This window comes from Micromonospora sp. NPDC023814 (genome assembly GCF_040639595.1).
Classification (GTDB): Bacteria; Actinomycetota; Actinomycetes; order Mycobacteriales; family Micromonosporaceae; genus Micromonospora.
Window position 1 is genome coordinate 1 of sequence record NZ_JBFAAF010000004.1, and the last position, 21,274, is coordinate 21,274.

General features: G+C 76.5%; 14 protein-coding genes. 7 read left to right on the plus strand and 7 right to left on the minus strand.

The genetic code is table 11. The features are described 5' to 3' along the window. Positions 1-154 precede the first annotated feature (154 nt). Positions 155-1,726 (minus strand): leucyl aminopeptidase, encoded by a 1,572-nt coding sequence (locus AB0G14_RS02780; protein WP_357693061.1) that lies wholly within the window; start codon positions 1,724-1,726, stop codon positions 155-157. 161 nt (positions 1,727-1,887) lie between these two features. On the opposite strand from AB0G14_RS02780, the gene gcvT reads away from it, so the two are divergent. Then, complete coding sequence (gene gcvT / locus AB0G14_RS02785; protein ID WP_357693063.1) at positions 1,888-3,030, plus strand: glycine cleavage system aminomethyltransferase GcvT; 1,143 nt, start codon at positions 1,888-1,890, stop codon at positions 3,028-3,030. Between the two features lie 82 nt (positions 3,031-3,112). Here the strand turns inward: gcvT and AB0G14_RS02790 are convergent, their stop codons facing one another. The 4 genes from AB0G14_RS02790 to AB0G14_RS02805 all read right to left on the minus strand — a co-directional run bounded on the left by AB0G14_RS02790 (position 3,113) and on the right by AB0G14_RS02805 (position 9,282). Then, a complete protein-coding gene (locus AB0G14_RS02790) occupies positions 3,113-4,408 on the minus strand; it encodes a DUF2314 domain-containing protein (protein WP_357693065.1) in 1,296 nt (431 codons plus the stop codon). A 66-nt stretch (positions 4,409-4,474) separates the two neighbouring features. Further along, the gene (gene cobS / locus AB0G14_RS02795; RefSeq protein ID WP_357693067.1) at positions 4,475-5,248 is read right to left on the minus strand and encodes an adenosylcobinamide-GDP ribazoletransferase; all 774 of its coding nucleotides are present in this window, start codon (positions 5,246-5,248) and stop codon (positions 4,475-4,477) included. After that, positions 5,238-7,154, minus strand: coding sequence for a bifunctional adenosylcobinamide kinase/adenosylcobinamide-phosphate guanylyltransferase (locus AB0G14_RS02800; RefSeq protein ID WP_357693069.1), 1,917 nt, complete (start codon positions 7,152-7,154; stop codon positions 5,238-5,240). Before AB0G14_RS02800 ends, cobS begins: the two co-directional genes overlap by 11 nt. A 184-nt stretch (positions 7,155-7,338) precedes the next feature. Continuing rightward, positions 7,339-9,282, minus strand: a complete 1,944-nt coding sequence (locus AB0G14_RS02805) for a protein kinase (protein WP_357693071.1) — start codon at positions 9,280-9,282, stop codon at positions 7,339-7,341. A 142-nt stretch (positions 9,283-9,424) separates the two neighbouring features. Between AB0G14_RS02805 and AB0G14_RS02810 the strand changes: the two genes are divergently transcribed. Both AB0G14_RS02810 and AB0G14_RS02815 read left to right on the plus strand, forming a co-directional pair. Next, complete coding sequence (locus AB0G14_RS02810) at positions 9,425-9,625, plus strand: hypothetical protein (RefSeq protein ID WP_350707905.1); 201 nt, start codon at positions 9,425-9,427, stop codon at positions 9,623-9,625. Continuing rightward, on the plus strand, positions 9,625-10,422 hold the full coding sequence (locus tag AB0G14_RS02815; protein WP_357693073.1) for a site-2 protease family protein: 798 nt from the start codon (positions 9,625-9,627) through the stop codon (positions 10,420-10,422). The genes AB0G14_RS02810 and AB0G14_RS02815 overlap by 1 nt, the downstream gene beginning before the upstream one ends. A gap of 135 nt (positions 10,423-10,557) precedes the next feature. On the opposite strand, the gene AB0G14_RS02820 is transcribed toward AB0G14_RS02815, so the two are convergent. Further along, complete coding sequence (locus AB0G14_RS02820; RefSeq protein ID WP_357693075.1) at positions 10,558-11,556, minus strand: aldo/keto reductase family protein; 999 nt, start codon at positions 11,554-11,556, stop codon at positions 10,558-10,560. A 46-nt stretch (positions 11,557-11,602) separates the two neighbouring features. Then, positions 11,603-13,123, minus strand: a complete 1,521-nt coding sequence (locus tag AB0G14_RS02825; RefSeq protein WP_357693077.1) for a WG repeat-containing protein — start codon at positions 13,121-13,123, stop codon at positions 11,603-11,605. Between the two features lie 3,756 nt (positions 13,124-16,879). Between AB0G14_RS02825 and AB0G14_RS02830 the strand changes: the two genes are divergently transcribed. The 4 genes from AB0G14_RS02830 (at position 16,880) to AB0G14_RS02845 (ending at position 21,174) form a co-directional block, all read left to right on the plus strand. Further along, positions 16,880-18,349 carry a hypothetical protein gene (locus AB0G14_RS02830; RefSeq protein ID WP_357693079.1) on the plus strand — a complete coding sequence of 490 codons (1,470 nt, stop codon included), beginning with the start codon at positions 16,880-16,882 and terminating at the stop codon, positions 18,347-18,349. A 179-nt stretch (positions 18,350-18,528) separates the two neighbouring features. After that, positions 18,529-19,380: an ABC-2 family transporter protein gene (locus AB0G14_RS02835; protein ID WP_357693081.1), complete on the plus strand. Its 852-nt coding sequence runs from the start codon at positions 18,529-18,531 to the stop codon at positions 19,378-19,380. Next, entirely contained in the window at positions 19,373-20,215 is an 843-nt protein-coding gene (locus AB0G14_RS02840) for an ABC-2 family transporter protein (protein ID WP_357693082.1), read from the plus strand. The genes AB0G14_RS02835 and AB0G14_RS02840 overlap by 8 nt, the downstream gene beginning before the upstream one ends. Continuing rightward, positions 20,212-21,174, plus strand: a complete 963-nt coding sequence (locus AB0G14_RS02845; protein WP_357693084.1) for an ATP-binding cassette domain-containing protein — start codon at positions 20,212-20,214, stop codon at positions 21,172-21,174. The genes AB0G14_RS02840 and AB0G14_RS02845 overlap by 4 nt, the downstream gene beginning before the upstream one ends. The last annotated feature ends 100 nt before the right edge of the window (positions 21,175-21,274 follow it).

The following is a 21,274-nucleotide window of genomic DNA, read 5'->3' on the forward strand; positions in this document are numbered from 1 at the left end:
CGTCGCCGCCGAACTCAACGGCCGCCCACGCAAAACGCTCGGCTGGGATACCCCAGCCGAGCGCCTCGCTAAGCTCCTAGCCGTCACCGACTAGCCAACGCGTTGCAACGACCCCTTGAAACCGCCGCGTTAACAAGGGGCCCTTCCTTACACCTCAGCCGTTGGCGGCGACGTCCTCGACGAGCTGGACGAGCGTGCGGACCGGGACGCCGGTGCCGCCCTTGGTCCAGTAGCCGGTCGGCTCGCCCGAGTGGTAGCCCGGCCCGGCGATGTCGATGTGCGCCCAGGCCACGTCCTCGGTGACGAACTCGCGCAGGAACACCCCGCCCTGGAGCATGTGACCGGCCCGGTCCATGCCGGCGTTGACCTGCGAGATGTCGGCCACGTCGGAGTCCATGCCCTTGCGTACGTCGTCCGGCAGCGGCATCGGCCAGGCCGGCTCGCCGACGGCGTCGCCGGCGACCCTGACCCGCTCGCACAGCTCCGGGCTGCCCATCACGCCGGCGATCTTCTTGCCCAGCGCGATGACCTGCCCGCCGGTCAGGGTGGAGGTCTCGAAGAGGTAGTCGCAGCCGTCCTCGCAGGCCCGTGCCATGGCGTCGGCCAGGATCATCCGGCCCTCGGCGTCGGTGTTGAGCACCTCGACCTTCTTGCCGTTGTACATGCTGATCACGTCACCCGGCCGGTACGACCGCCCGGACGGCATGTTCTCCGCCATCGGCAGGTACGCGGTCACCGCCACCGACGGCTTGAGCGCGGCGATTGCCAGCATGGTGGCGCCCACCGCGGCGGCGCCCGCCATGTCGGACTTCATCTCCCACATGCCCTGCGCCGGCTTGATCGAGATGCCGCCGGTGTCGAAGGTGATGCCCTTGCCGACCAGCGCGACCCGCTTGCCGTTGCCGCCGCCGGCCGGGGTGTAGCTCAGCTTCACCAGGCGCGGCGGGGCCTCCGAGCCCTGCCCGACGGCGATGATGCCGCCGTAGCCGCCGGCCGCCAGAGCGGCCTCGTCGAGGACCTCGACCTCGAGGCCGGCCTCGCGGGCGGCGTCCGCCACCGAGTCGGCGAAGGACGGCGGGCGCAGCTCGTTGGGGGCGGTGTTGACCCAGTCCCGGCTGCGCCGGACCGCGCCACCGACCGCCTGGGCCCGGGCGATCTCGGCCTGGGCGCCGGCGTCACCGGCGTCCGGGACGGCCACCAGCACCTCGGCCACCGGCTCCCGCCGGGCCGGCTGCGGCCGGGTCTTGTAGCCGGCGAACCGGTACCCGCCGAGCAGCGCCCCCTCCGCCACGGCCCGCAGCGCGGCCGGCGCGTCGGCGTCGTCCGGCAGCGGCAGGGCCAGCGCCACCCGCGGCGCGCCGGCGAGCGCCCGGACGGCCGCGCCGGCCGCCCGGCGCAGGGCCTCCGGGGCCGGGGCGGCGCCGGTGGGCTCCGGGCCGAGCCCGACCGCCGCGACCACCGGGGCCGTCACGGTGCCCAGCGTGGCCAGCTTGATCACCTCGCCGGGGCCGCCGGTCGCGCCCAACAGGGCCAGTGTCTCGGTCAGCTTGCCGTCGAAGGCGGCGGCGATGCTCTCCGCGCCGCTGGCCAGCAGCAGGGTACCGGCGGGGCCGCTGGTGGCGTCCTGCTCTCCGGTCTGGCTGTGCACGCCGATCACGATCGCGTCGACGGCGAGCTCGGCGGGGTCGGTGTCGACCAGGCTCAGGGTGGTGCTGGGCGATGTCACTGAAGCTACTCCGGGCGGGCCGGGCCGGTCGCGTCGAGGCGTACCGGCGATGAAGGTCTCCGGCGGAACGTACCCGTCGGAGGTCGGGGCTGTCCCGCCGACGGCTCCGGCGGGTCCCGCCGATGCTAACCAGCCGTTCAGGCCCCGGTAAGTTCCCACCCATGACCGACGTGACCTCCGACGCCGCCGCGACCCGGCTGCGCCGTTCCCCCCTGCACGAGCGGCACACCGCTGCGGGCGCGAAGTTCGCCCCGTTCGGCGGCTGGGAGATGCCGCTGGAGTACGCCGGGGGCGGCGTGCTCAAGGAGCACACCGCGGTGCGGACCGGGGTCGGCGTCTTCGACGTCTCCCACCTCGGCAAGGCGCGGGTGACCGGGCCGGGCGCGGCGGAGTTCGTCAACGCCTGCCTGAGCAACGACCTCCGCCGCATCGGGCCGGGCCAGGCGCAGTACACGCTGTGCTGCGACGACGCCACCGGCGGCGTGGTGGACGACATCATCGCCTACCTGCACGCCGACGACCACGTCTTCCTCATCCCGAACGCGGCGAACACCGCCGAGGTGGTGCGCCGGCTCCGCGCCGCCGCGCCCGCGTCGGTCACGGTCACCGACGAGCACGAGGCGTACGCCGTCCTCGCCGTGCAGGGGCCGCGCTCGGCGGAGCTGCTCGGCGCGCTGGGCCTGCCGACCGACCACGGCTACATGAGCTTCTCCACCGCGACCCTGGACGTGGCGTCCGGGCCGGTCGAGCTGACCGTGTGCCGCACCGGCTACACCGGCGAGCTGGGCTTCGAGCTGGTGGCGCCGGCGGAGCACGCCGTCGCGGTCTGGGACGCGCTCTTCGCCGCCGGGGAGCCCTTCGAGCTGCGCGCCTGCGGGCTGGCCGCCCGGGACACCCTGCGCACCGAGATGGGGTACCCGCTGCACGGGCAGGACCTGTCGCTGGAGATCACCCCGGTGCAGGCCCGCTCCGGCTGGGCGGTCGGCTGGGACAAGGCGGCCTTCTGGGGCCGCGACGCGCTGCTCGCCGAGAAGGCCGCCGGCCCGAGGCGTACGCTGCGCGGCCTGGAGGCCGTCGACCGGGCGATCCCGCGCCCCGGCATGGCGGTGTTCGTCGGCGACGGGCAGGTCGGCACGATCACCAGCGGCACGTTCTCCCCGACCAGGAAGCAGGGCATCGCCCTGGCACTGCTGGACACCGCCCCGAAGCTCGCCGACGGCGACCTGGTCGAGGTCGACATCCGCGGCCGCCGCGCCCAGATGCGCGTCACCCGCCCCCCGTTCGTCACCCCTTCGGTGAAGTGACCGCGACCCGTTGATCATGAAGTTGCAGCCGTCCGGATCGGCGATAACTTCATGATCAACGGGGGTCTGGTGGCCGGCGTGGTCAGACCGGGGGCGGGGGGCGTTCGCCGGCGTCCAGGACGGCCTGGGTCCAGCCGCCCTCGATGACGCCGGTGCCGTCGAGCACCGCCCAGTCGACCACGTCCGCCGCCTCCACCACGACGAGGGAGCCGATGCGCACGGTGGGGTCGGTGTTGGCGTCGCTGGCGCTCGCGCCGACGATCCGTTCCGGCGCGTCCCACGACGTCACCCCGGCCCAGACGTACTCCGGGCCGTCGTCGCCCGGCAGCCCGTACTTCACCACGAGCTGCGTCTCCGGCGGGAGCTGGCCGGCGAGGAACCGGGCCCGGATGTCGCCCAGCCCGGCGCGTGCGGTGGCGATCGCCCTGCTCATCGCGTCGCCCGGGCGGGCGTAGCGCACGTCCGGCTGGATGCCGGCGAAGAGGGTCGCGCAGGCGGCGGCGTAGTAGCGGCCGTCCGGCCCCGGGTGCCCGGCCGGCGGACGCAGGCTGAGGAACGAGTCGGCGTCCGGGTCGGTGGCCGGGTCCAGCTCCAGCCGCAGCAGCACCGGCGCCGTCGCCCCGTGCTGCTCCGGATTGCCGTACGCCACCGCGATGTCGTGCCCGGTCACCGTGGCCAGCACCGGCAGCTGCACGAACGCGGGCACCTCCTCGCCGGAGAGCCCGTCGGTCCAGTCCCGCAGCAGCCGCCGCGCCGCGCCGGTCATCACCGCGCCCCACGCCCGGGTCAGGTGGTCCGGCACGCCCTGGGTCTGCAGCTCCAGCAGCCCGAAGCGACGCAGCCCCTTGGTGGTGAACCAGAGGCCCTCGGCGTCCGAGGAGTAGGGCACCAGCACCCAGTCGACCAGCCGGATGCGCCCCTGCTCGTCGGGCAGCGAGCGCAGCGCCGTCGCCGGGTCGAGGAACTGCAGGCCGAAGACGTCCACCACGTCGCCGTCGACGGACTCGGCGACGGCCGCGGCCACCGCCCGCGCCGCCCACTCGTGGGCCGGCGGCCAGCCGGGCCGGTACTCGGCCTGCACCACCACCAGGTGGCTCGCGGCGGCCAGCCGGGCCAGCTGCGCCTCCGTGGCGCCGAACGCGGTGAGCAGGTCCGGCGGCAGCGCGGGGAACTCGCCGATCGGGCGGGTGTCCACGGTCATCAGCGGGCTGTCCAGCATCTGCCGGGCCAGCCCGTGCACCGGCTCGGCCAGCCGGCCGCTGAGCCGCTGCACGGCCGTCTTCGTGCTCACCTTCGGCAGCCCCGTCATGGGCACCAGATAGGTCGCGCTCAGCGACTCCGGGACCGGTACGGGCAGGAAGTCGTCCGTGATGAGCATGTCGTCCCCCGGATGGCCGCGCCGGTGCTGTCGTGGGAGAACGCTACCCGCCGCGACGTGCCCGGTTCAGCCGGACAGCACCAGTCCCAGGTAGACCAGCGTGGTGACCACCTCCACGGTCGCGCCGAGCACGTCGCCCGTGACGCCGCCGAGTCGGCGTACCACGTGCCGCAGCAGCCCCACCGCGACGGCGAGGGCGGCGGCGACGGCGAGCGGCCCCTGCCACGGGCGGCCCGGCACGGCCGCGAGGGCCGGCAGCGCGACGGCGACCGTCCCGCCCACCAGCGCGACGGGCCCGACGGTGCCGGCGACCAGCGCGCCGAGTCCCTCCGGGCGGGCCGCCGGCACCCCGCGCCGGCAGGCAACCGTCACCCCGAGCCGGCCCGCGGCGGTCGCCGCCACCACCGCCGCGAGCGCCGCCGGCCACGACCGGCCGGCCAGCTCCGCGAGGGCCGCCGTCTGCACCAGGAGTACGACCACCAGCGCGACCACCCCGAACGGGCCCACGTCCGGCTTCTTCATGATCTCCAGCGCGGCCGTCCCCCGCCGGTACGACCCCAGGGCGTCCACGGTGTCGGCCAGCCCGTCCAGGTGCAGTCCGCGGGTGAGCAGCGCGCCGGCGCCGACGGTCACGGCCGCCGCGACCAGCGGGGGCGCGAGCGCGCCCAGGGGCAGCAGGATCGCGGCCAGGACGGCGCCGAGCAGCGCGCCGACCGCCGGGGCGAGCGCCATCGCCGTCCCCGCCACCGGTCGGTCGATGCGCCCGGCGCGCACCGGCAGGGTGGTGAAGGTGGTCAGCGCCAGCCGCGCCCCGTCGGCGAGCCGCGACTCAGCCGGCACGCCGGCCGGACGGGTCCACCGGCTCCGTCTCCGGTTCCGTGCTGGTCGGCCCGGGGCCGGCCGGCTCCGGCTCGCGGAAGTCGGGCTCGTCGGTGTCGACACCGGGCTCCGGCTCGCCGTCCCCCTCGTCGCCGTTCCCGTCGTCGCCGTCCGCCCCGCCGCCGGGCGACGGGCGGGCCGGCAGCGCGGCGGCCAGCGCCAGCACCGATCGCAGCAGCGGCAGCGCGGCCAGCGCGTTGGCGCCCTCGCCGAGGTCGAGGTGCACGTCGAGCAGCGGGGTCAGGCCCAGCACGTCGGCGGCGAGCCGGACGGCGGGATCCCCGCGGTGGTCGGCCAGCAGGCACCAGTGCCGGGCCTGCCCGGCCAGGTCACGGCTGACCATGGCGGCGGCCACGCCGACCGGCCCGTCGAGCATGACCGGCAGCCGGCGGGCGGTCGCGCCGAGCAGGACGCCGGTGGCCACGGCGATGTCGCCGCCGCCCAGCTCGGCCAGCACGTCCTTGGCGCCGCGCGGCGAGCGCCGGGTCCGGTGCAGCGCGTCCCGCACGGCGGCGCACCGCCGCATCCAGGCCGCGTCGTCGATCCCGCCCGAGTCGGTGACCACGCGGCCGAGCACCGCGGGCGTCTCGGCGCCGGCCGTCGCGGCCAGCACCGCCGCCGCGGCGGCCTCGGTGCCGGCACCGCACGCCCCCAGCACCAGCAGGTGTACGCCCGCGTCGGCGGCCTCCTCGGCGAGCCGCCAGCCGTCCCGCAGGGCCGCCTCGACCTGCTCGCCGGTCAGCGCCGGCTCGTCCTCCATCGGTGCCGAGGCCGGGGTCTCCACGACCTGGACGTCGGCGCCGCTCTCGGCGGCCAGCCGGGCCAGCACCCCACTGCCGGCGCGGGCCTGCCGGGCCCGGCGCGCCGACTCGCCGTCCACGCTGCCGGCGGCGGCGCCGCCGAGGTGGTCGCCGTGCAGCAGCAGCACCCGTACGGAGCCCCACGGGGCCGGCGTGGCGGTGCCCTGGGTGGCGGCGGCGAACCCGACCACCCGCTCCAGGGCGCCCAGCCCCGCCCCGGGCACGTCCAGCGTGGCGAGCCGCTCGACCGCCTGCGGGCCGGCGTACTCGTCGGGCATGGGCAGTTCCATCCCGGGCTGGATGACCAGGCCGGTGGCGACCACCGGCAGCGCCATGGTCGGTGCGGCCCAGGCGGTGCCGTCGGGCTCGGCCGACGCGGGGGCGGGCACGCCCGCGGCGGGTTCCGCGACGCCCACCGGCCCGCCAGCCGCGCCGGTGGCGGTCGTGGCGGCGGCCGGCGCACCCGTCGCGGTGAGCGGGGCCGGGCCGGCCTGGGCCGGCACGACGCCCGGCTGCGGGGCGCCGGGCTTCAGCCAGGCCGCCTGCCCGGCGACCACCAGCACGACCGCGTCGCAGGCGTCGGCGACCGCCCGGTTGGCCGCGCCGAGCGCGTCGGTGAACGCCCGGCCGAGCGGGGTGGTCGGCACCAGCGAGAGCCCGACCTCGGGGCTGACCAGCACCAGCCGGGCCGCGCAGCCGCGCACCGCCGCCGCCAGTTCGGCGATGGTGGCGGTGTCGTCGGCCGGCTGGTGGGCCGGGTCGAGCAGCACCGTAACCCAGCCGCCGAGGTCGTCGACGAGCAGCGTCTCGTTCGGGCCGGCGGACGCGATCACGTCCGCCAGGCGGCGCGGGTCGTCCGCGGTCTCCTCGGTGGCCCAGGTCTCCGGTCGACGGGCACGGTGCGCCGCCAGCCGGGCCGCCCACTCCGCGTCGTCGGCGGGCGCGTCGGCGGCGGTGGCCACGTAGCGGACCGTCGGCGCCTCGGCGACCAGGGACTCGGCGAACTCCGACTTCCCGGACCGGATGCCGCCGAGCACCAGGACCGTGTTCCACCCGTCAACCGACATGCCCGTACTTTAGAGCCAGCCCCCGGGGCATGGCCCCCGGAGGTACGAGGAGCCGGTGGCCCAGCGGGCGCGCGGCCGGCCAGCGGCCCAGCCGGCGGCCGGCGGGTCCGGCCGGCGGTGGGCGGGCGGGTGCGGTCAGCCGCCGTAGGCCCGCCCACGGCGGGTGAGGCGCCGCGGGCTCCGCTCAGTCGCAGTGCTCGAAGCCGCTGCCGTAGCTGGCCCCGCCGGTCGACCCGCCCCACTTCACGCAGACCCCGGCGGCCTTCGCTCGCACCGGCCCCGCGTAGTAGGAGAACGACCCGCTGTCAGTGCTGCGTGCCCGCCCCTGCACCTCCAGCCACGCCGAGGCGGACGTGGCCGTGCCCACCGCCGACTCCTTCATCGTCACCACACAGTTGGTGCCGGTGCCCGCGTGGTAGAGCAGGTAGACCCGGCCCTTGCGGACGCCCGAGGCGGTCAGCGCGGCCGAGTCGATCACCTTGTACCCGCTGCCGCACGCCTCGACCGGCGTGTACGGGTTCGGCTTCGCCGGCTGGCTGGTCGTCGGGGCGGAACTGGGCCGCCCCGACGAGGTGACGGTCGGCTCGCCGCCGGTCGTGGGGGCCGAGGAGCGGCCGGGCGTCGACGAGGGCGCCCCGGACGACGGGGCCGCCGACGGGGTGACGCCCGACGACGGGTCGACCTGGAGCTGCCCCGTGCCGTCGCCGCCCTCCGGCTCCGAAGTCCCCGCCGCCACGGACCTGCCGGTCAGCGCCGTAGGCGTGTCCCCGCCGGCCGGGTCTCCGCCCGAGAAGAGGGTCGTCGCCCCCACCACCCCGGCCAGCACCACGAACACGGTGGCCGCCGCGCCGACCAGCGCCCCCCGGTGCCGCCGCGACGGCCGCGCCTCGACCGGGTCCTCCCGGGTCGGCGGCAGCCCGCCCCACGTGTCGCTTCCGGCCGCCGGATGACCCGGGCGCCCGAACGGGGCCGCCTCCGCAGCCGGCGCGACCGGCCGGTGCCCGGCTGGAGCGGGCGGCAGCGCGCCGAACGGGTCGATGGGGGGCATGCGGCCCGCGTCGGCCCCGGCGGCGGACGGCGCGGGCGCGGCGAGGCCACCCGGCCCGGCGCCGGGCTGGAAGCTGACGCCCGGGCCGGTTCCCGAGCCGGCGAGGGACCTGCCGCCTGGACCGGTCCCCGCGCCGGGCAGAGAGCTGCCGCCCGGGTCGGTGCCCCCGCCGGCCAGGGACGCGAGCGGGGCGGGGGCCGGCCCGGCGACGGCCCACGGCGGGCGGGCGGAGGCCGGGACGACGGCCAGCGTCGCGTCCCGCGCCTCGGCCGCGGCGTCGGCGAGCGCCGCCGCGTCCGGGTACCGGTCGGCGGGGCGCTTGGCCATCGCCCGCTCCACCAGCGCGACCACCGGCGGCGGGGTGCCGGGCGGCAGCGGCGGCGGCTCCTCCTGGACGTGGCGCAGCGCCACCTGGAGCGGGTTGTCGCCGTCGAACGGCGGCTGCCCCGCCAGGCAGACGTACGCCACCGCGCCGAGCGCGTAGATGTCCGTCGCCGGGGAGACCGGCTGGTTCGCGGCCTGCTCGGGGGACATGTACGAGGCGGTGCCGAGCATCACGTTGGCGGCGGTGATGCCCGCCGTGGTGCCCGAGCGGGCGATGCCGAAGTCCACCAGCACCACCCGGCCGTCGGACTTCACCAGCAGGTTGCCGGGCTTCACGTCCCGGTGCACGATGCCGGCGAGATGGGCGGTGTGCAACGCCGCGGCGGCCTGCCCCACCACGGACATGGTGGACGCCGGGTCGAGCCGCCCGGCGCGCCGCAGCCAGGAGCTCAGCGGCTGGCCGTCGACGTACTCCATCACCAGGTAGTCGGCCTGGCTGCCGTCGGCGAGGGTGGACCGGCCGACGTCGTGCACGGCGACCACGCCCGGGTGACGCAGCGCCGCCAGCATCCGGGCCTCGGCCCTGAACCGGGCGGTGAACTCGGGATCGGCGGTCAGCGCCGGCAGCAGCACCTTCACCGCGACCTCGCGCTCCAGCATGATGTCGGTGCACCGCCAGACCGCGCCCATGCCGCCGGTCGCCACCCGTTCGCCCAGCCGGTACCGCTCGCTGAGCACCACTCCTTGAGTCAGCACCGGGCCACGGTACCGGCCCGTCGCCCCCGGTTGATCAGCCCGTCGGAGCCCCGGCCGCCGAGCGCCGCGCCCGTACGGGCGCGGCCGACTACGCTGGCGGGGGTTCGTCCCACGGGACATCAGCGGCGAGGGGAGACGCGGCATGGCGTGGAGCTGGCGGTACGAGGGCACGAACGGTGAGTCGGTCGAGGGGCCGGCGGAGTCGTTCGGCAGCCAGGCGGACGCCGAGTCCTGGATCGGCCAGACCTGGCGCGAGCTCGCGGCGTCCGGCGTCACCTCGGTCGCGCTCGTCGAGGACGACCGGGTGGAATACCGGATGAGCCTGCTGCCCCCGGCGGAGTGATGGCCGGCGACCGCCCGGGGGGCGAGCCGCTGGTGCTCGGCGTGCCCCGGGCGGCGTTCCGGCCCAGCCCGGTCTTCCTCGCCCTGGTCGCGCTCTTCGCCACGAGCGGCGTGCTGACCTGGAACGGGTTCGGCAACGTGCGGCTCGACGTGTTCCTCTTCGTCGTGTCCGGTTGGTTGGTGTCGCTCTGCCTGCACGAGTACGCCCACGCGATCGTCGCGTTCCGGGCCGGCGACCGCAGCGTGGCCCACCGGGGCTACCTGACGCTGAACCCGCTGAAGTACAGCCACCCGCTGCTGTCGATCGGGCTGCCGGTGCTGGTGGTGCTGCTCGGCGGCATCGGCCTGCCCGGCGGGGCGGTCTGGGTGGACCGGCACGCCATCCCCGGGCGGCTGCGGCACACGCTGGTCAGCCTCGCGGGCCCGGCCACCAACGTGCTGTTCACGCTGGTCCTGGTGGCCGCCCTACGCCTCGGCGCGGCCGGCGGCGGGCCGGTCGAGTTCTGGGCGGGGGTGGCGCTGCTGGCGTTCCTCCAGCTCACCGCGAGCGTGCTCAACCTGCTCCCGGTGCCCGGCCTCGACGGCGGCAACATGATCCAGCCGTGGCTGAACGCGCAGTGGCGCAAGATGTACGACCTGTTCGCCCCGTTCGGCTTCATCCTGCTGTTCGCGCTGCTGTGGAACCCGCGGATCAGCGGCTGGTTCTTCGGGGCGGTCTTCGCCGTGGGCGACGTCCTCGGCCTGCCGTCGTGGCTCTACGCGCTCGGCCTGGACCTGATCCGCTTCTGGCAGGGCTGACCGGCACGTCGCACCCGGCCCGCCGTCGCCCCGGCCCGTCCGTCGCCCCGCCGTCGCCCGGCCCGGCCGGTCCGTCGGCCCGGCGCTGCCCGGCCCGGCCGGTCCCCTTCGTGGGGGCCGGCCGGGCCGGGGGTGTCACGGACGCGCGGCGGGGGACTCGGTCCGGGCCGGGTCGCGCTCGACGATCGGGTCGATGATCTCGTCGATCGCCTTGAGCAGATCGGCGTCGAGCTGCACGCCGGCGGCCTTGACGTTGTCCTGCACCTGCTCGGGGCGGGACGCGCCGATGATCGCCGAGGAGACGTTCGGGTTCTGCAGCACCCAGGCGACGGCGAGCTGCGCCATGCTCAGGCCCGCCTGCTCGGCCAGCGGCTTGAGCCGCTGCACCCGCGTCAGTACGTCGTCGGTCATGAACCTGGCGATGAAGCCCGCGCCCGACTTCTCGTCGGCGGCGCGGGAGCCGGCCGGCGGCGGCTGACCCGGCAGGTACTTGCCGGAGAGCACGCCCTGCGCGATCGGCGACCACACGATCTGCCCGACGCCCAGCTCCTCGCTGGTGGGGACGACCTCGGACTCGATGACCCGCCAGAGCATCGAGTACTGCGGCTGGTTGGAGACCAGCGGGATGCGCAGCTCCCGGGCGAGCTGGTGGGCCTCGCGGATCTGCGACGCCTTCCACTCCGAGACGCCGATGTAGAGCGCCTTGCCGGAGTGCACGACGTCGGCGAACGCCTCCATCGTCTCCTCCAGCGGGGTGCTGTAGTCGTACCGGTGGGCCTGGTAGAGGTCCACGTAGTCGGTGCGCAGCCGGCGCAGTGAGCCGTTGATCGACTCCATGACGTGCTTGCGGGACAGGCCCCGGTCGTTGCGGCCCGGTCCCGTGGGCCAGTACACCTTGGTGAAGATCTCCAGCCCCTCGCGCCGCTCGCTCTCCAGCGCGCGGCCCAGCACGTCCTCGGCGCGGGTGCCCGCGTACACGTCGGCCGTGTCGAAGGTGGTGATGCCGGCGTCCAGGGCGGCCCGGACGCAGGCGAACGCCGCGTCCTCCTCGACCTGCGAGCCGTGGGTGATCCAGTTGCCGTACGAGATCTCGCTGACCATCAGGCCGGAACGGCCCAGGTGACGGAATTCCATGCTCACGACCCTACCCCTGCCGATCATGAGCGGCCGGAGCCGCTGCTCAGAGCACCGGGTGGGTGTCGACGAGCAGCCGCTCGATCTCGGCGACGACCTCGTCGCGGTCGCGGTGCACCGGCTCGATCAGCGGCTCGCCCCGCCGGTCGAGCGCACCCCAGTGCCCGGTGCCGTCGTCGACCAGGAACGCGACGGGGTGGATGACCAGCGCCGGATGGGCGGGCGGGACCAGCACCTTCCCGGTGCGGTCCACCACGCCCCGCCGGCCGGCCACGTCCACCACGGCCAGCCCCTCGTCGGTGAAACCGTCGACGTACCGGCCGTCGGCCAGCACCGTGGCGAACCCGTGGTACCGGGTGGGCACCACGATGCGACCGTTGCGGTCGACCGCCCCCCAGCCCTCCCGGCGGACCACCGCCACGCCGCGGTGGAACGGGCGTACGTCCGCGAAGCCGTGCGGCACGACCACCTCGCCGCCGGCGTCGATCGCCACCCACCCGGAGGCGCCGTCCGACACCCAGGCCAGCCCGTCGCTGAACGGGCGGACCACCGGGTAGGACGGCCCGAGCACGGTGGCGCCGGCGAGGTCGACCAGCGACCACCGCTCCGTCTCCGGCCGCCGCACCCAGGCCAGCCCCTCGCGGAACGCCTGCGCCTCGGCGTACTCGGCCGCGATGGCCATGTCGCCGTCCGGGTCGGCGAAACCCCACAGGTCGCCGTCGCGTGCCGGCACCGGGGGCCGGTCACGCTCCAGCATCTCGTCCCGACTCCGGGGGTACGGCCCGAAGCCCGTCTCCGCCACCCGCGCCGCCACCGAGTCCAGGCTGAGCCGGATCCGTGCCTGGAGTTCGGGGTCCCCGTCGCCGCGCAGGTCGAGGGCCCGCTCGAAGTGGTGGCACGCCTCCATCAACCGGCCCTGGTCGTAGCACGACCGCCCCGCGTGCTCGTGCAACGCCGCGCGCAGCCGGTCGGGCAGCTCCGTCGAGTTGGCCTCGGCGAAGAGCCGGTCGGCCTCCACGAACTCGCCGCGCCAGCGCAGCACGTGCGCCAGCCGTGCCTGCGCGACCGCCGTACGCCGCAACTCCCCGGTCGCCTCCGCGTACGTGAGTGCGAGCCGACCGTCGGCGAGCGCGTCGTCCAGCTCGCCGAGCAGCCGTGAGACCACCGCCCGCAGGCTCAGCAGCCGGGCGCGCGACCGGTTGTCCACGGCGGCGCCCAGCTTCTCGGTGAGGCGTCGGCGGATCGTCCGGAACTCCTCCGGCACCTCCATCACCTCGCGCAGGGTCTCCGGGTCGAGCCGCCAGCGGTAGGCCGCCAGCACCTGCTCCGGGTCGCCCTGCGCGGCACTCGTCCGGTCGACGTCCCGCGGTTCCGGGCCGCGCTGTTCGGGGCCGCGCTGTTCGGGGCCGCGTTGCTCCTGGGCGCGTCGCTCGGTGCCGCGTTGCTCCTGGGCGCGTTCGTGCCGTTCGCCAGCAGCCGACGGACCCTGCCCGATCGGTGCCGATACGGCCGGCGCGGACGCTGCGGACGCCGGCTGTGCCGACGCCGAGACGGGCGGCGCTGACACCGGCTGCCCGGGCACCGCCGAGACGGGCGCTGCCGAGATGGGCGGTGTCGGGGCGGGCGGTGTCGGGGCTGGCGGTGCCGGGATGGGCGGTGCCGGGGCGGGCGGTGCCGGGGCGGGCGGTGTCGGGCCGGGCGGTGCCGGGGCGGGTGGTGCCGGGATGGGCGGTGCCGGGACGGGTGGTGCCGGGGCGGCGGCAGCCGGTGCCAGCGGTTCGGCTTGTGCAACTGGCGGCACCGAGACGGGTGATCCGGGCGCGGTGACGGCCGGTGTCAGCGGTCCCGCTTGTGCCGGTGCTGCCGAGACGGGCGGTACCGGCCCGGTGGCGGAAGGAACCAGCGGTTCGGCAACTGGCGGCGCGGGTGACGCTGGCACTGGTTGCGCCGGCGGTGTGGGCGCTGTTGGCGCCGGTCGCGCCGGCGGCGCGGAGACAGGCGGCGGCGCGGCTGCCTCGGAGACGGGCAGCGCGGATGGTGGTTGCGCCGGTGACATGGTGAGGGGCGACGCCGGCGGCGCGTCGACAGGCGGTGCTGGCGGCATGGGCACCCCCTGTCCCGGCGCGACGTCGGGGACGCCTGGTGGCACTGCCGGTTTTTCGGAGGGTGGCGTGGTGACCGGCTGAGCCGGCATCGACGGCGTGCTGTCGGTGGCTACGGTGGCGGGCCGGGTCGGCGGGGCCGACACGGGCGCGACAGGCGGAGTGGGCAGGGCCTGTGCCAGCGGCGCGGTGACCGGCGCGTCGGCCGGCACAGCAACGGGCGCGGGACCGTCCTCCGGGCGGTCTTCGGGCACCGGGGTGTGTCCTTCGGGTGGCGCGGGCAAGGGCCCGTCCACCGGCAGAGCGGGGAAGAGCGTGGGAGCCGGCAAGACACCCCCGGCCGCCGTACCCGTGACAGGCGGCACGGGTGCGGCCTGTGTCGGAGTCGCGAGGGGCGGCACGGGTGTGGCCTGTGTCGGGGTCGCAGCGGGCGGCACGGGTGTGGCCTGTGTCGGAGTCGCGAGGGGCGGCACGGGTGTGGCCTGTGTCGGGGTCGCAGCGGGCGGCGTGGACACGGGCCGCGCCGTGAGTGAGGCAGCGGGCCCCGCCGGGGGCATGGACACGGGCCGGGCAGGCGGTCCGGAAACCGGCGTGGCCGAGGCCGGTGCCGCCGCCGATGGAACGGCGTCGGGCGCGCTGCTCACCGTCGCCGGTCCAGGGACGAAGTCGCTCGGGGACGCGTCGACCGGTCGCGCGGGAGGAACCGTTCCGGTTGCGCCGCTCAGCGGTGCGGTTGCCCGCACTGCCGCATCTGGGGGCGGCGCGGACGCTGAGCGCGGCTCGGTAGCGTCGAGTGGAACGCCATGGGTGTCAAAACCCTTCGGTGACAGCCATGGTGTTCCACCGGCGGGTCCAGCCCTGGTCGCGGCGTCGGTGTCGGGGGTGTGCCGGGGCGCGACGCCCGTTGCGGGCGGCGGGGCAGAAGCGCCCGGGGCAGGCGCCGTCACGGTCTGTGCGAGGTTCTCGGGCCTGGACTGGCCGGTTTGAAGACCGTCAAGCGTGACTTGGGCAGGAGCGGCGTGCTCCCTTGGCACCGGATCCGACGCGGCAGGCGGTGTTGACTCCGGCGGGGTCGGGGGCGCCGAGCGCGTCTGGGTTGGTGGTGCCGACTCCGGCGGGGTCGGGGGCGCCGAGCGCGTCTGGGTTGGTGGTGCCGACTCCGGCGGGGTCGGGGGCGCCGAGCGCGTCTGGGTTGGTGGTGTCGACTCGGGTGGGACCGGGGGCACGACCTCCGTCCGGGTTGGTGGTGCCGACTCCGGCGGCACTGCGGGCATCGCCTCCGACCGGGCGGGCGGTGCCGACTTCGACGGGGCCGGGGGTGCCGACTCCGGCCCGGCGGGTGATGCCGACACGTGCGGGGCAGGGGGCACGGAGACAGGGCGGGGGACAGGTGGTCCGGAGACGGGGCGTGCCGGTGCGGAGGCGAGGTGGGGCCCCGCCGGCTCCGGTCGTGTGGCGGCCGAGTGACTCGGGGGAGCCGGGTCGCCTGCCGCAGGGGTCGGGGCGGGTGCCGTGGGTGGCACGGATACCGGTCCGGCAGGCGGACCGGAGGCAGGCGGCGTAGCCGGCGGCGAAGACACAGGCGAGGTAACCGACGCGGCGGCCGTCGACGAGGTCCCCGGCGAGGCCGGTGCGGGTGTCACCGGATCGGTCCCAGCCGCCCCGTCGAGGCGGTCGTGGGTGGGCTCGGGCGATAGGAGGTCGTCCTGGACGGGCTTCGGGGCCGCCGCGTCGACCGGGGGTGTCGACATGGCGCGCGGGGACGCGTCCGCCGGGGCAGCGGGGCGAGGGTTGTCTGCCTCCGCGGGACGGGCGTCGTCCGTCTCTGCGGAAGGCGTCATGGGCTTGGAGGGCCGGAACCAGGCGTCCGCGCCGCTCGGCACGGCCGGCTGGGGTCGGGGCGGGGCCGCCGGCGCCGGCGCATCGCTCGGTGGCGGCGGAACGTACACCCTGGGCATGCCCGCTGCGAGCGGCATCGCGGCCGCTGGCGTCTCCGACGGAACCGCTGGGGTGGTCGCCGCGCCCCTGTCCTCGGGAGCGGGGCGCGGACCGGCCGGGTGGGCGTTCGCCGGATGGTCGGCCGGCGGCGTGGTGGCCGGGGGTCCGATCACGGGCTCGGCGTCGCGATGGTCGGCACCGAGGCCCTGCTGCGGTGTGGGCGCGTACGGGTGGGTCGGCGGGACCGGCTCGGGGCGTGCCGGGGCCGGGCCGGAGGACCCGGTGCTGGACGTGGCCCCCGGTGCCGGCAGGAACTCCAGCCGCAGTCGGGCGGCGGGCGGTGCCGGGACCGGCGTGACGTCGTCCTCGGGAGCAGGTCGCGGCACATGGCCGGTCGCTTGGAACTGCTCCTCGACGGCGGGCAGCGGCGGCCGAGAACCAGCAGCCGGTGGCTCGCCGATCGGACCCCCCGGCGACACCGGTCGGCTGGCGGGAGGGCCTGCCGGGGAGATCGGTCGGCTGGTGGTCGGGCCTGCGGGTGACACCGGTCGGCCGGTGACCGGAGCTGCGGGTGACACCGGGCGGCCGGGGCCGGGGCTTGCTGGCGTAACCGCGTCACCTCGGACCGGACCGGCGGGTGACACCGGTCGGCTGGTAACCGGGCCTGCCGGCGGCATCGGGCTTGCCGGCGGCATCGGGCCTGCCGGCGACAGCGGGCGGCCGGCGGCCGGGCCTGCTGGCGGTACCGCGTCACCCCTGACCGGGGCTGCCGGCGACACCCGGCTTGGCGGCGGCGTCGGGTTTGGCGGCGACACCGGGGCTGCCGGCGACACCGGCGACACCGGGGCTGCCGGCGACACCGGGGCTGCCGGTGCCGTCTGGCGGGCGGTGGCCGGACCGGCCGATGGCGGCGGGCCGGCGGGTGGGCCCGCAGCGGGGATCGGGCGCGGGACGGGACCAGCGGGCGACACGGGCAGGTCGCGGGACGGCGCGACCGGGCCGGTTCGGTCCGTGGGCGGCATGTCGCGGGGCGGCGCGGGGGAGACCGGCCGGCCAGGGACCGCAACCTCGTCACGCGGGGTCAGGAAGCCCCGAGGGCCGGAGCCGGGCGGTACCGAGACCGGCGGGCCGGCGGCAGGCGGCACCGAGACCGGCGGGCCGGAGACCGGCGGTACCGAGACCGGCGCGCCGGACACCGGGCGGTCGCCGCCAGCGGGACCCCGCGACGGCGGGTACGGGCGCAGTTCCTCGTGCCGGGGCTGGGCCGGTGGTGCGGCGGCCTCGTGCGGGCCCCCGTGGTGGTGGGGACGGTCGGCCGGCCGCCGGTGTTCGGGGTGCGGTGCGGTGCGGCGCGTGTCCCGATCGAAACCGGGCTGCGCCGGGCCGGACGACGGCCAGGGCAACCCGCCCTGCTGCGGGTGCGGCTCCCGGTACGCCTCATGCTCCCGGTACGCCTCGGGCCGGGCGGCCTCGCGCGGGCGCCGATCCGGGTACGCCTCGGCGCGCGCCGCCGCCTCGCGTGCCTGCCACCGCTCGTCCGGCTCCGGCTGGCGCCGTTCCCCGTCACGGTACGGCTGCCCGCTCGCGGCCCGGTCGGGGCGCTGCCACCCGTCGGCGGGTACGCCCGGCTCGCGGCCCCGTCCGCCCGGGGCGCGTTCCTCCCGCCCGTCGGAACGCCGTTCCCACTGCCCCGACGCGGCGTGCTCCCACGGCCCCGGCCCGTCCCCGACGCGCTCCCGCCGCTCGTCGGAGGAACCGCCCCGCCGCTCGTCCGAAGTACGGTCCCGCGGCGCGTCCGAGGGGCGGTGCTCGGTGGGAACACCCCACTGGTACCGGGGCTGGCGGGCCCCCTCGCCCGTTCGGCGGTCGTCGTCGGTCTCGGGCCGGCGGTCGTGCCCTGGTCCGACCCGCGGATCGTGACCGCGCTCGGAACGGCCGTCGTGGTCGCGCTGTGTCCGGTCGTCGTGGTCGCGCTCGGAACGGCCGTCGTGACCGGGTTCCGGCCGGCGATCGTGGCCCGGGCCCGGCCGGTGGTCGTGACCTGGCTCCGGCCGCCGGTCGTAGCCCGGGTCCGGCCGCTGGTACGCCGGCGACCGGCGCTGGTCCTCGCCCGGCTCGGGCAGCCAGCCCGGCTCCGAGCGGCCGGCGGGCGAGACGGGGCGGTCCCGTCCGGCCGGCTCGTGCCGTGGCGGGCGGGCGTCGTAGCGGTCGTGGTCGCGCGGCCGGAGGGAGTCGGCCGGCCGGCCCGCGCCGGAGCGGCCGGGCCCGTCGAAGCCGTCCCGGGCGTTGCGGTGCGGCGGTTCCTGCCGGTGCGGCGGCTGCCGATCGTCCGGCCAGGTCGGCTCCGCGTGCGGCCGGCGGTACGGCTCGTCGTCGCGCCGCCCGTCGGGGCCGCCAAGCGGGCCGCTCCAGCTTTCCTGCCGGCCGTTCCAGCCTTCCTGCCGGCCGGTCCAGCCGTCGGGGTCGTCGTCCCAGGACCGGCCGAGGTAGGTCCCGTCGGGTCGGGTCGGCGCGAGCGGGGGCACCTCGGCGCGGCCGACGGCGACCGCCCGGCCCCGGGGCGCGGGCGGGGCGTGCTGGATGCCGATGTCGCCGGGGTAGCGCTGGCCCGGGAACTGCGGGTGCCACTCGGTGGTCGGCTCGACCATCCAGGACGGTTCGCCGGTGTCGTGCCACCGGTCGGCGTAGCGGCTCATCTCGGGGACCTGTCGCCACGGCGGGTGAGCGGAACGGCCGCAGCGCGCCGTCGGTGAACGGGCGCGCCGGGGTGGCCGGCCCGCGTCCGCTCGCTCACGGCGGCGCCCCGGTGGCCGGCTCGCGTCCGCTCGCTCACGGCGATGTCACCTCGTTGCAAATTGTCGCGCTGGGCGCCCCACGTGCCGGTAGAGTCGCCCGTCCCGGCATGGCGTGGCTGCGGAAGGAGGGTAGCGGCGTGGGCTCGCTCACCGCCACTGTGGCACCGCCCACCACCCCAAACGTTATCCTATGGTTCCGGACATTTGGTGCTATAACCGGATCAGGCTTCCGACGTTACGCCACGTATCGGCAGGCGACCGTGGCGGGCGTCGTCACCAACACGGTCTTCGGCTTCCTGCGCTGCTACGTCCTCCTCGCCGCGGCCGGTGCCGCCGGCACGGTGGCCGGGTACGACCGGACCCAGCTCGCCAGCTTCGTCTGGGTGGGTCAGGGCCTGCTCGCCGTCGTCCTGCTCTGGGGGTGGACGGACCTGGCGGACCGGATCCGCACCGGCGACGTCGCCAGCGACCTGCTGCGGCCGGTGCACCCGGTGACCAGCCACCTCGCCACCGACCTGGGCCGCGCCGGCCACGCCGCCCTGGTCCGGCTGCTCCCGCCGGTGCTGGTCGGGCCGCTCTTCTTCGAGGTGTACGTGCCCCGACGCTGGTCCACCCTGCCACTCTTCGCGCTCTCCGCCGTCGCCGCCGTGGTGCTCTGCTTCGGCTGCCGGTTCCTGGTCAACGCGACCGCGTACTGGTTGCAGGACGTCCGGGGGCCGATGATCCTCTGGACCCTCGGCTCGGGGGTGCTCGCCGGGCTCTACTTCCCCCTGCGCTTCCTGCCGGAGTGGCTCCAGCACGTCCTCTGGCTGGGCACCCCCTTCCCGAGCCTGCTCCAGACCCCGCTCGACGTGCTCGTCGAGCGGGACCCGACCGGCACCCAGGTCGGGCTGGTCGGCCTCCAGCTCGCCTGGGCGGTGCTGGTCCTGGCCGCCTGCCGGCTCGTGCAGCGCCGCGCCGAACGCCGCCTGGTGGTGCAGGGTGGCTGACGGGGCCGTGGCGTCGACCGCCGGGCGCCGCGGCGGCGGGGCGCTGGCCGCGTACCGGGCGCTGCTGGGGGCGCAGGCGCGGTCGCAGACGGCGTACCGGACGTCGTTCGTGGTCGACGTGCTCGGCAACGTCGGGTCCACCGTCTTCGACGTGCTGACCGTGCTGGTCATCTTCGGCGTCACGCGGGAGTTGGGCGGCTTCACGCTCCGCGAGACGCTGGTGATCGTCGGCCTCTCGACCTGCGCGTTCGCCACCGCCGATCTGCTGGTGGGCAACATCGAGCGGCTGCCCCGCTACGTGCGCACGGGGCTGTTCGACGCCGTGCTGGTCCGCCCGCTCGGCGCGCTGCCGCAGTTGCTGCTGATGGACCTGCCGCTGCGCAAGGTGTCCCGGGCGGTCTTCGGGCTCGCCGTACTGGTCGTCGCGGTCGGCTCGGCCGGCGTCCAGTGGACCCCGGCGCGGGCGCTGTTGGTGGTCGTCGCCCCGGTGTCCGGCGTGGTCTTCTTCGGGGCGGTCTTCGTCGCCACCGCCACCGTCTCCTTCTGGTGGGTCGACTCGGGCGAGCTGGCCAACTCGGTCACCTACGGCGGCCGGGACTTCACCTCGTACCCGGTCACCGTGTTCGGCGGCTGGTTCCGCGCCGTGTTCGCGTACGGCCTGGGCTTCGCCTTCGTCAGCTACCACCCGGCGTTGGCGCTGCTCGGCCGCGCCGACCCGCTCGGCCTGCCGGGCTGGGTCGGTTGGGCCGCGCCGGCGGTCGCGCTGGTCGCCGCCGCCGGGGCCGCGGCGGCCTGGCGCACCGGCGTCCGCCACTACCGGAGTACGGGGTCGTGAGCGACGACGTCATCGTGGCCGACGGGCTGCGCAAGGAGTTCACGGTCCGGGTGCGGGCCGGCCGGCTGCGCCGGGAGAAGCGTCGGGTCACCGCCGTGGACGGGGTCGACCTGCGGGTCCTTCGGGGCGAGACGCTCGGCTACATCGGGCCCAACGGCGCGGGCAAGTCCACCACGCTCAAGATGCTCACCGGGGTGCTGACGCCCTCCGCCGGCGAGGTGCGCGTCTGCGGCCTGCGCCCGGTCGCCCAGCGCACCCGGCTCGCGCTGCGCATCGGCGTCGTCTTCGGCCAGCGCTCGCAGCTCTGGTGGGACCTGCCGCTACGGGAGTCGTTCGCGCTGCTGCGGCACGTCTACCGGGTGCCGGCCGCCGCGCACGCCGCCCGGCTGCGCCGCTGCCGGAGCCTGCTCGACCTGGACGCCTTCCTGGACACCCCGGTCCGGCAACTGTCCCTTGGGCAGCGGATGCGCGGCGAGCTGACGGCCGCCCTGCTACACGGCCCCGAGGTGCTCTTCCTCGACGAGCCGACGATCGGCCTGGACGTGGTGAGCAAGCAGGCGGTCCGTGGCTTCCTCGGCGAGCTGGGCCGGGCCGGGGACACCACGCTGGTGCTCACCACCCACGACCTGGCCGACATCGAGCGGCTCTGCCGTCGCCTGGTGGTGGTCGACCACGGTCGGGTGGTGCACGACGGGTCGATCGCCGCGTTGCACGAGCGGTACGGCTCTCGTCGGCTGCTCGTCGCCGACCTGGAGGACCCGCTGCCCGAGCCGCCGGCGCTGCCCGGCGCGCCGCTGCACCGGGTGGAGGCCGACGGGCACCGGCTGGCCTTCGCGCTGGAGTCGGCGGGCGTGGCCGAGGTGGTGGCCGCCCTGGCCGCCCTGGGCTCGCTGCGGGACGTCTCGATCGTCGAGCCGGACATCGAGGACGTGGTGGCCCGGCTCTACCGGGGTGGCTGAGCCCTCCGTGCGAGTGGAGCCTGCCGCCGGGCGAGCTGAGCCCGACTCCGGGAAGCCCGCGCCCCGCTCCTGGCGCGGGAGGCGAGGCCGGGCCGGGCGG

What these genes read in the sequence shown, in the direction of transcription:
- gcvT (WP_357693063.1), top strand. Translation starts at nt 1,888, where the DNA reads ATGACCGACGTGACCTCCGACGCCGCCGCGACCCGGCTGCGCCGTTCC.
- AB0G14_RS02790 (WP_357693065.1), bottom strand. Translation starts at nt 4,408, where the DNA reads ATGCTCATCACGGACGACTTCCTGCCCGTACCGGTCCCGGAGTCGCTG.
- AB0G14_RS02800 (WP_357693069.1), bottom strand. Translation starts at nt 7,154, where the DNA reads ATGTCGGTTGACGGGTGGAACACGGTCCTGGTGCTCGGCGGCATCCGG.
- AB0G14_RS02810 (WP_350707905.1), top strand. Translation starts at nt 9,425, where the DNA reads ATGGCGTGGAGCTGGCGGTACGAGGGCACGAACGGTGAGTCGGTCGAG.
- AB0G14_RS02815 (WP_357693073.1), top strand. Translation starts at nt 9,625, where the DNA reads ATGGCCGGCGACCGCCCGGGGGGCGAGCCGCTGGTGCTCGGCGTGCCC.
- AB0G14_RS02820 (WP_357693075.1), bottom strand. Translation starts at nt 11,556, where the DNA reads ATGGAATTCCGTCACCTGGGCCGTTCCGGCCTGATGGTCAGCGAGATC.